The following is a 7,386-nucleotide window of genomic DNA, read 5'->3' as shown; positions in this document are numbered from 1 at the left end:
GGGGGCGCCCCTGCGTACCCCCCCCACCAAACCCCCCCCCGCGGGGCCGCCTAGCCCCCCCCGGCCAAAACCGCGGCGGGGCCCGCCCCCCCCCCCCCCCCCCCCCCGACGCCTTCACACTCAGTAGTTGCTGCAGGAACCCGAGATCTGCACGATGGGGCCGAAGTAGGCCTGTGCCATCGGGCTGCCCTTGAGGAAGTTCACGGTCTGCTGCCGCTGGGCCGGCCCGGACGCCAGGAAGCTGCGCAGCTGCCCCTGGAAGCCCGGCGACGAATTCACCTCGGCGGCGAGATCGGGCCGCTGGTCGTTCAGCGCCGCGATCACCTGGTCGTAGCTGCACGTGGTGTTGACGACCGCATCCAGGTTCGGCTGCGCGGACGCCACACCGGCCGACAGGCTCAGGGCGGACACCGCCAGTCCACCACCGATTGCGGCCAGCACTGTTGCACGCTTCATGATCTGCTTCTACCCCGTTCCGACAGGTTGTTGCCCGGTTTCTTTCCAGGCTAACAGCATGTCGTCCCACGGGTTCTGGTCGTTACAGCGCGACGACCGCCGCGGCCGCTACAGGCGCCGCAGCGCGAACGTCCAGAACTGTGTCCCCGGCGGTCCGTTGAAACAGCCCACGTTGTAACGCGAGTCGATCGTGCCGGCGAGCGTCGCGTCGTCCCAGACGTAGGTCTCGCGGGTGGGCAGGTTGTATCCGGGGCAGCGCAGGCCGTCGGGGACGTCGACGACCAATGTCCACCGGCCGTCCTTGAGATAGGCCTTGTTCTCGTAGTACTCGTAGAACTTCAACCGCGGCCGGGCGCTGATCAGCGCGCAGTCGGCACTCTTCTCCGGAACGCAGAAGGACGCGTACCACAGCCACGACGCCCGGTCGTAGCGGTTGGTGAGCAGGTCGTAGTTGCCCAGGCGCATCGCGGATGCGGGCGGGGCCGCCACCATCGCGGTCACGGTCAACACGGCGACGGCGAACGCCGCAGCGGCGGTAGAGATACCGGCCCTGACGAGCTTCACTGCTCTTCCCTCCCGTTCTTCCCCCGGCTCATAGAACCACCTCGACCGAACCTCGGGGGTCGAGATCAGTCGATTACCGCCGGTTCCTTGCGCTCGGTGATGGGCCTGGCGAGCTCCTGCTCGTTGCAGATCCGCTGCAGCTTCTCGATCGTTTCGTCCAGGCCGGGCCCAAGCGGCTCGGAGGGGGTGAAGGTCGCGGGCAGGTTGCGCATGCCCTGGATGACGCCGATGGTGTCGTAGTGCACGGCGCCCTCGGGGTCGCAGACGTAGTCGGGCATCCGGTCGAGTACCGCGGTGAGCATCGACTTGAACACCGTGCGAGCGACATTCGAGCCGACACAGCGGTGCACGCCGATCCCGAAGCTGAAGTGCCGGTTACCCTTCCGGTCGAGCATGATCTCATTCGGCTTCTCGAACACCGCCGGGTCACGGTTGGCCATCGCCCAGGACAACCACAGTCGCTCGTACTTCTTGAACTGCTGGCCCTCGACCTCCACGTCGTCGGCGAAGGTGCGACCGTCGCCGGGTGCGGGGGTGAAGAAGCGCAGGAACTCCTCGGTGGCGGGGTGCAGCAGCGTGGCGCGTTCGCGCGACAGTCGCTCGCGTTCGTCGGGATGCTCACCGAGCCATTCCAGGGCGTGCGCGGTGAGCGCGGTGGTGGTGTCGAAGCCGCCACCGATGATGAGTCCGAGATTGCCGAGGATCTCCATGTCCGGCGCGGGTTCGCCGTCGATGCGCAACTGCATCAGTGCGTTCACCAGGCCCGGCCGCGGGTTCTCCCGGATCTCCATCATGTTGGTGATGAGATCGATGCCCATCTCGCGGTGCTGCTCGTTGATCTTCTCCCGCTCGGGGGAGTGCTCCGGGGTGTACACCGAAGCGTGGGTGGGCTCGCTGTAGACGTTCCACTTGTCGAGCGAGATGCCCATCATCGCCAGCGTGAACACCGCGGGCACCACGTTGGCGAGGTGCTCGACGAAGTCGATCCGGCCCGACGCGATGTGCTCGTCGAGTGCCGCGCGGGTGATCTCGTCGACGAACGGTTCCCAGCGCTTGATCGCGGCGGGGGACAGGTACGGGTTCAGCGCACCGCGGTAAGAGCTGTGTTCAGGCTCGTCCATCTCGAGGATGCCGCCGCGAACCACCGTGGCACGACTGGCCTTCGGGATCGTGATGCCCTTGAACGGGGTCTCACCGCTGGTGTCGTGGTGGTTGGACACCACGGGGCAGCGGGCCAGTTCGAACACGTGCCTGCTGTCGGCGGCCACCCAGTGCCCGTCGTAGGTGTCGGTCCACGCCATCGGGCACTTCGCCTGCATCTCCTCGGCGATCTTCTCGAACTGCAGGCGGTACTCGGGCGTGTGCCGGTCGAAGTGGTAGGTGTTCTTCTTGCGGTCGGCGTCGGTCGTGACACCATCTTCGATGGTCACGGCGTCGTCTCCTCTGCCTGGATCGGGACCTGCCGGCCCCGGGGAACGGGAGTCATTCGATGACGATCGCCTGTTCGGGGCAGGAGTGGGCGGCCTCGGCCACCTGCTCCTCCTGATCGCCGGGAACGTCCTCGTTGACCGGCGACGCGTGGCCGTCGACGTCGTCGAGTTCAAAGGAATCGGGAGCGATCATCGAGCACAACGTGTGGCCCTGGCAGCGCGTTCCGTCAACTGAGACCTTCACTGCTTCCCTCCAGTAGGCTGATCATGTTGCGATGCAACGGAATCACACGTGGTAGTCGTACCACTTCAGGTAACCGCCCGCGTCGACGCGCAGCTGCATGCCGGTGACGAAGCGCGATTCGTCGGAGGCCAGCCACAGCACGGCGTTGGTGATGTCCTCGGGCTCGATGTAGGGCACCGGCATGGCCTGCTGGACCCCGAACGCCAGTTCGGCGTCCGCGCGGGTGGGCTTCTCGAGATCCGGCCGGAACGAGCGGTACATCGGCTCGCTCTGCAGCATGTCGGTGTTGCAGTTGGTCGGGTGGATCACGTTGGCGCGGATGCTGCGAACCGCCAGCTCGGTCGCCAGGTCGTGCACGTACTGGGAGATGAGGCGCTTGGAGGTCATGTAGCCCATCCCGCCGGGATCGGAACCGGGGCGGTCCTTCTTCGAGGCGTCCATAAGCGCCGCGGCAGACGCCGTCGCGATGATGGAGGCGCCCTCCTTGAGGTGCGGGAGCGCCGCGTGGATGGCGTTGATGGTGCCGACGAAGTTGGTGTTGATGCCGTCGGTCCACGCCTGCATCGCCGGCGCGCCCTTCATGGCGGCGATGCCGGCCTGGGCGACGACGATGTCGAGGTGGCCCAGCTCGGCGACCCCGTTGTCCAGCGCCTCCTTGAGCGCAGCGGCGTCTCGCACGTCGACCTGGGCGGTGACCGCCTTGCGGCCCGCCTTCTCGACGTACTGGGCGGTCTCCTCGAGGTCTTCCGGCCTGGCCAGCGGGTAGCCCACGGTGTCGATGTCGGCGCAGATGTCGACGGCGATGATGTCGGCGCCTTCCTCGGCCAGCCGGATGGCGTGGCTGCGGCCTTGACCGCGCGCTGCGCCGGTGATGAATGCGACCTTGCCCTCAACGCGTCCCACAGTGGTGTCCTTTCGTTTTTTCGTCGATGTCCGGCAGGGGCGGTTCAGGTGTTCCGGCCGCCGTTGACGCCCAAGATCTGGCCGGTGATGTAGCCGGCCTCCTCCGAGATGAGGAACGCGCACGCCGCGGCGATGTCCTCGGGCCTGCCCATCCGCCGTACCGGCGTGGCCGCGATGGTCTGGTCGAGGTCGCCGAGAAAGCCCTTCTCGGCCGCGGCGCGCATCATCGGGGTGTCGATGAATCCCGGCGGCACCGCGTTCACCGTGATGCCGGCCGGGCCGTACTCGAGTGCCAGTGTCTTCGTCAGCCCGTTGACCGCCGACTTGGCCGCTACGTAGGGCGCCATGTACGGCGCGCCGGAGTGGGTGCTCGACGACGAGATGTTGACGATGCGACCCCAGCCGGCCTCGATCATGTCGGGCAGCACGGCCTGCACGCAGTGGAAGACGCCGTTGAGGTTGACGTCGATGACGCGCTGCCACCGCTCGAACGTGACGTCGTGGAACTTCTTGAAGCTGTCCAGGCCGGCGCCGTTGACCAGGATCGAGATCGGGCCGAGTTTGGCGCGCACCGCCGCCAGGGCGTCGTCGACCTGAGCGCGGTCGGTGACGTCGGCGGCGAAGGCGAACTCGTCGTCCCCGGGTTTCAGGTCGAGGATCGCGACGTGGTGGCCGTCGGCGCGCAGGCGGGCGACGATGGCGGCGCCGATTCCCGACCCGCCGCCGGTCACCACAGCGTTCTTCACGCGGCGATCCTCAGTGCGGTGGCCTCAGCGGTTGCTTGCCCGGTGGCGCTCGAGGAGGCGGCCGGGCCGATCACGGTCGTCGCAGACGTCAAGAATCTTCCTTCCGATTATGAGAACCGTACTCTCGGAGGTGGCGATTCTGCAAGATTCGAAACGTCGCGGTCAAGCGGGTCCTATGCTGCTCATCCGGCAACCGAAGCCTATGACTAGCCGGTCTACGCAACCTTGAGTTCTCATTGAGCGAATGTATGATTCGCCCTCGATGAGAATGAAATTTCCATCACACATGCCGCTAGGAGGATGATGCAGGAAACGCCGACCATCGCGGGAGACGTCTCGGGGGCCGACTCCATCGCCCAGCACAGCGCCGGGACGTCCGAACCCAAGGCCGACCGGAGACTGCTGATCGACGGGCGCCTGGTCGAGACCGAGCGGACGTTTCCCTCCCTCAACCCGGCCACCGGCGAGGTGCTCGGCCATGCGCCGGACGCCACGGTGGCCGATGCCAGGGCCGCGGTCGCGGCGGCCCGGCGGGCGTTCGACGAGTCCGGCTGGGCGACCGACGTCGAGCTGCGGGTGCGCTGTCTCGAACAGCTGCACACCGCGCTCGTCGAGCACCGCGACGAATTCGCCGCCCTCACCATCGCGGAGGTGGGCGCCACCGAGTCGCTGTGCCAGGGCGCGCAACTCGACCAGCCGATCGGGATCGTCCGCTACTACGCGGACCTGTTGAAGAGCTACCCGATGACTGAGGACCTCGGCAACATCGAGAGCCGCGGTATGCAGCACCACCGGTGGGTGGAGAAGGAAGCCGCGGGCGTCGTCGCCGCGATCATTGCTTACAACTACCCCAACCAGCTGGCGCTGGCCAAGCTGGCGCCGGCACTGGCCGCAGGCTGCACGGTGGTGCTCAAGTCGGCGCCGGACACCCCGCTGATCACCCTGGCGCTCGGTGAGCTGATCGCCGAGCACACCGACATCCCGGCCGGCGTCGTGAACGTGCTGGCCGGTGCCGATCCCGAGGTGGGCGCGGTACTGACCACCAGCCCGGACGTCGACATGGTCACCTTCACCGGATCGACCCCGACCGGTCGCCGGATCATGGCCGCCGCCAGCGAGACGCTCAAGAAGGTGTTCCTCGAACTCGGCGGCAAGTCCGCCGCGATCGTGCTCGACGACGCCGACTTCAACATGGCCGCACTGTTCTCGGCGTTCAGCATGGTGACCCACGCAGGCCAGGGCTGCGCGCTCACGTCGCGGCTGCTCGTGCCGGAGGCGCGCAAGGACGAGATCGTCGAGCTGATCAAGAACAACTTCGGTCTGGTGCGCTATGGCGACCCGGCCGACCCGAAAACCTACATGGGCCCGCTGATCAGCGAGAAGCAGCGCGACAAGGTCGACGGCATGGTGCAGCGTGCGGTGCAGGAAGGCGCCACCCTGGTCACCGGTGGCGAGAAGATCGACCCGGGCTACTTCTACACACCCACGCTGCTCGCCGACGTGCACCCGGACAGCGAGATCGCCCAGGAAGAGGTGTTCGGACCGGTTCTCGTGGTGATCGCCTATGCCGACGAGGACGACGCCGTGCGGATCGCGAACAACTCGATCTACGGGTTGTCCGGCGCCGTGTTCGGCAGCGAGGAGCGCGCGCTGGCCATCGCCCGGCGGATCCGGACCGGCACGTTCTCGATCAACGGTGGCAACTACTTCAGCCCCGACACCCCCTTCGGCGGGTTCAAGCAGTCCGGTATCGGCCGCGAGATGGGCACCGCCGGGCTCGAGGAATTCCTCGAGTCCAAGACGTTCGCGCGGGTGCTGTCGTGAGTTCCGGCGGGCCACTGGACGGCATCCGCGTCCTCGAGGTCGCGATGTACGGCTTCGTGCCGTCGGCGGGTGCGGTGCTCGGCGAGTGGGGCGCCGATGTGATCAAGGTCGAGCATGCGGTGACGGGGGACCCGCAGCGCGGCCTGAGGCAGACCGGCCTGCTGCGCGTCGAAGGCGATCCCAACCCGAACATCGAGCACGCCAACCGGGGCAAGCGCAGCATCGGACTCGACATGTCCGTGCCCGAGGGCAGGGACGTGCTGCTGGAGCTCGCCCGCCGGGCCGATGTGTTCCTCACCAGCTTCCTGCCGGGGCACCGTAAGAAATTCGGTATCGATATCGACGACATCCGCGCCGTCAACCCCGACATCATCTATGCAAGGGGCAGCGCGTTGGGGCCGCGCGGCGAGGAAGCGGTGAAGGGGGGCTATGACATGACGGCCTTCTGGTGCCGGGCAGGCACCGCCCGCACCATCACCCCGCCCGACATGCCCGGCATGATCGGGCCTCCCGGACCCGCCTACGGCGACACCATCTCCGGCACCAACCTCGCCGGCGGTATCGCCGCGGCGTTGCTGAAGCGCGAGCGCACCGGCGAACCGTCCGTCGTGGACGTCTCCCTGCTGGGCAGCGGGTTGTGGGCGATGGGGCACACCGTGGCGCTGACCACCCATCTCAACGAGCGCATGGAGGCCTTCCCGCCAGGGGTGCACGGTTCGCCGATCAATCCGCTGGTCGGGTTGTACCCCACCGCCGACGATCGCTACATCTCCTTCGTGATGATGCAGCCCACCAAGTTCTGGGCCGACGTGTGCCGGCACATGGACCTCACCGAACTCGCCGACGACCCCCGGTTCGCCACCGCGGAGTCGATCGCCGAGAACACCGCCGCGGCCAACGAGATCCTGACCGAGGCGATGAAGAAGCGTCCCCTGGTCGAGTGGAGTGAGCGGTTCGCCACGCTCGCCGGGCCCTGGGCGCCCGTGCAGGACACGCTGCAGGCCGCCCAGGACACGCAGATCAGGGCGAACGAATACATGGTGCAGGCCGGCGAGCTCGAACTGGTCGCCAACCCCGTGCAGTTCGACGTCACCGCACCGCGGACCGGTCCGGCGCCGGGCTTCGCCGAGCAGACCGACGACATCCTGGCCGAGCTGGGCCTGGACTGGGACCGCATCATCGAGCTCAAAACCGTCGGCGCCGTCACCTAGAAAGGTCG

8 protein-coding genes are annotated in these 7,386 nt (G+C 67.3%); 2 read left to right on the top strand and 6 right to left on the bottom strand.

Annotation, left to right across the window (positions count from 1 at the left end; genetic code table 11):
• Window positions 1-120: 120 nt before the first annotated feature.
• The 6 genes from ACPCHZ_RS16610 to ACPCHZ_RS16585 all read right to left on the bottom strand — a co-directional run bounded on the left by ACPCHZ_RS16610 (window position 121) and on the right by ACPCHZ_RS16585 (window position 4,343).
• A complete protein-coding gene (locus ACPCHZ_RS16610; RefSeq protein ID WP_423485714.1) occupies window positions 121-456 on the bottom strand; it encodes a hemophore-related protein in 336 nt (111 codons plus the stop codon).
• A gap of 108 nt (window positions 457-564) precedes the next feature.
• Window positions 565-948 carry a hypothetical protein gene (locus ACPCHZ_RS16605; RefSeq protein ID WP_423485739.1) on the bottom strand — a complete coding sequence of 128 codons (384 nt, stop codon included), beginning with the start codon at window positions 946-948 and terminating at the stop codon, window positions 565-567.
• 137 nt (window positions 949-1,085) lie between these two features.
• On the bottom strand, window positions 1,086-2,450 hold the full coding sequence (locus tag ACPCHZ_RS16600) for a cytochrome P450 (RefSeq protein WP_423485713.1): 1,365 nt from the start codon (window positions 2,448-2,450) through the stop codon (window positions 1,086-1,088).
• Between the two features lie 52 nt (window positions 2,451-2,502).
• Complete coding sequence (locus tag ACPCHZ_RS16595) at window positions 2,503-2,694, bottom strand: ferredoxin (RefSeq protein ID WP_269893485.1); 192 nt, start codon at window positions 2,692-2,694, stop codon at window positions 2,503-2,505.
• 42 nt (window positions 2,695-2,736) lie between these two features.
• Window positions 2,737-3,597 (bottom strand): mycofactocin-coupled SDR family oxidoreductase, encoded by an 861-nt coding sequence (locus ACPCHZ_RS16590; RefSeq protein WP_423485712.1) that lies wholly within the window; start codon window positions 3,595-3,597, stop codon window positions 2,737-2,739.
• 44 nt (window positions 3,598-3,641) lie between these two features.
• Window positions 3,642-4,343, bottom strand: a complete 702-nt coding sequence (locus ACPCHZ_RS16585; RefSeq protein ID WP_423485711.1) for an SDR family NAD(P)-dependent oxidoreductase — start codon at window positions 4,341-4,343, stop codon at window positions 3,642-3,644.
• Window positions 4,344-4,646: 303 nt separating this feature from the next.
• Between ACPCHZ_RS16585 and ACPCHZ_RS16580 the strand changes: the two genes are divergently transcribed.
• A complete protein-coding gene (locus tag ACPCHZ_RS16580) occupies window positions 4,647-6,167 on the top strand; it encodes an aldehyde dehydrogenase family protein (protein WP_423485738.1) in 1,521 nt (506 codons plus the stop codon).
• Complete coding sequence (locus ACPCHZ_RS16575; RefSeq protein WP_423485710.1) at window positions 6,164-7,378, top strand: CaiB/BaiF CoA transferase family protein; 1,215 nt, start codon at window positions 6,164-6,166, stop codon at window positions 7,376-7,378. Before ACPCHZ_RS16580 ends, ACPCHZ_RS16575 begins: the two co-directional genes overlap by 4 nt.
• Window positions 7,379-7,386 lie beyond the last annotated feature (8 nt).

It is taken from the genome of Mycobacterium sp. NPDC050041, assembly GCF_049541695.1.
In the GTDB taxonomy this organism is placed as follows: domain Bacteria; phylum Actinomycetota; class Actinomycetes; order Mycobacteriales; family Mycobacteriaceae; genus Mycobacterium.
The sequence above is the reverse complement of the archived record's forward strand: the minus strand, read 5'-3'. Positions and strand labels throughout refer to the sequence as shown.

Bases quoted from the DNA above. Each gene is read 5' to 3' on its own strand.
- ACPCHZ_RS16610 (WP_423485714.1), bottom strand. From the start codon at position 456: ATGAAGCGTGCAACAGTGCTGGCCGCAATCGGTGGTGGACTGGCGGTG.
- ACPCHZ_RS16605 (WP_423485739.1), bottom strand. From the start codon at position 948: ATGGTGGCGGCCCCGCCCGCATCCGCGATGCGCCTGGGCAACTACGAC.
- ACPCHZ_RS16580 (WP_423485738.1), top strand. From the start codon at position 4,647: ATGCAGGAAACGCCGACCATCGCGGGAGACGTCTCGGGGGCCGACTCC.